Origin of the sequence: Acidiphilium sp. 20-67-58, from assembly GCF_002255515.1 — a bacterium.
In the GTDB taxonomy this organism is placed as follows: Bacteria; Pseudomonadota; Alphaproteobacteria; order Acetobacterales; family Acetobacteraceae; genus Acidiphilium.
In genome coordinates, this window is the sequence record NZ_NCAS01000098.1 from 1 (window position 1) to 1,492 (window position 1,492).

Annotated in this window: 1 protein-coding gene; it reads left to right on the forward strand. The window is 58.3% G+C overall.

The features are described 5' to 3' along the window. The first annotated feature begins 156 nt into the window (after positions 1-156). Positions 157-1,350 (forward strand): glycosyltransferase, encoded by a 1,194-nt coding sequence (locus tag B7Z76_RS16105; RefSeq protein WP_291345272.1) that lies wholly within the window; start codon positions 157-159, stop codon positions 1,348-1,350. Positions 1,351-1,492 lie beyond the last annotated feature (142 nt).

Consider the following 1,492-nt stretch of genomic DNA (forward strand, 5'->3'; position numbering starts at 1 on the left):
CGCAATCGAGGTATTTCCACCCCAGATCGCCACCGCAGCCGAATGATCCACGGTCACCTTAACCCATCTATAATTTCCACCACATCGACGGACGTGACCGTCGTGCGAGCACCTGTAGTTAGCCTTATATTAGGAAATTGCCGTTAGACTGAGGGTATGGTCGAAATCAGGTCCACAACAGCCGCACTCGACGCTCTTTGGGAGGACGGTGGGTTATGGCTGTTTTACCCCGACTATCGCGGTAGCTCACCATACCAAAGCCTGCTTGCCGAAGCGCTCGCTGGACGCGCCGAGGCGGCGCCGGGTACGATCGACATGGCACTCGAGGCATCGGGACGACGACGGATCGTATTCCATCTGCACTGGGAAGACGCATTATACACCGACGCCGGTGGCGAAAAAGAAGTGGCGGCCGCGATTTCAGAATCTCTTGAGCGGCTGGCCGCATTCCGCGCCCGCGGCGGGCGGCTGGTCTGGACAGTACATAATGCGGCGCCTCACGAGGACCGTTTCCCGTCGCTCTCGCTCGGCCTGCGCCAGGGACTCGCGCGGCTTGCGGATGTCGTGCATGTACATTGTCAAACTGGCATGGAACTGGCGCTCGGACTTGGCGCGCCGGCGGAGCGGATCGTCATTGTAAGGCATCCGGATATCGCCCCCGCCTATCCGGACGACATCACCGATGCAGCCGCACGCCGCTATTTCAGGTTAGCGGCTTCAGATATAGTATTTGCCAATCTTGGGGCCAATCGAGGATACAAGGATATCGATGGGCTGCATGACGGCTTCACGGCGCTCAACGCCCTGATACCCGCGACCCGCCTCGTGCTGGCAGGGCGCCATCCCGGCTATTTTGAGCAGCGCTATATCGAGCCGAGGCAGGGCATACGGCTGGTTCCAAGATTCGTCGACGATGCGGTAGTGCAATATGTCGTACGCGCGGCAGATTTCATGGTGCTGCCCTACCGACGGATCCTGACATCGGGCGCGCTGGCCCTCGCGTTCGGATTCGGCCGACCAGCGATCGTTCCTGATCTGCCGGCGCTCCTCGACGTAGTCCGTCCGGGCGAGAATGCGCTCGTCTATCGCGCCGACGATACGGCGGACCTCCTGCGGGTGATGATCGAAGCGGCCGAATTGCCGGAGGTCGAACGGTTGAGAATGGGCGCGCAGGCGCTGCAGACAGGACGTGAAGTCGGTTTCGATAGGCTCGCGAACGCTTTGCTTGAAGCGATTGCGCTGACGCGAGACAGTGCCAAGGGGGACGATCGTACTTCGACAATAGCTGCAACAGCCAAGATTTCGACTAGTCTGCTCATGCTGAACCCCCGGCCGGCGCAAGCGGGATAGTGGATTATTCCAGAGCCACGGTGAGCACGTATGTATTAAACATCAGCTTGAATAATAGCCGCGAGGCCTAGAGGCATTTTTATGCTGCGTAAGATGCAGAAAACTAAGTACAAAGATAAATTAAAATGACTCGATTGTATAA

Coding starts and splice junctions, on each gene's coding strand:
- B7Z76_RS16105 (WP_291345272.1), top strand. CDS start 157: ATGGTCGAAATCAGGTCCACAACAGCCGCACTCGACGCTCTTTGGGAG.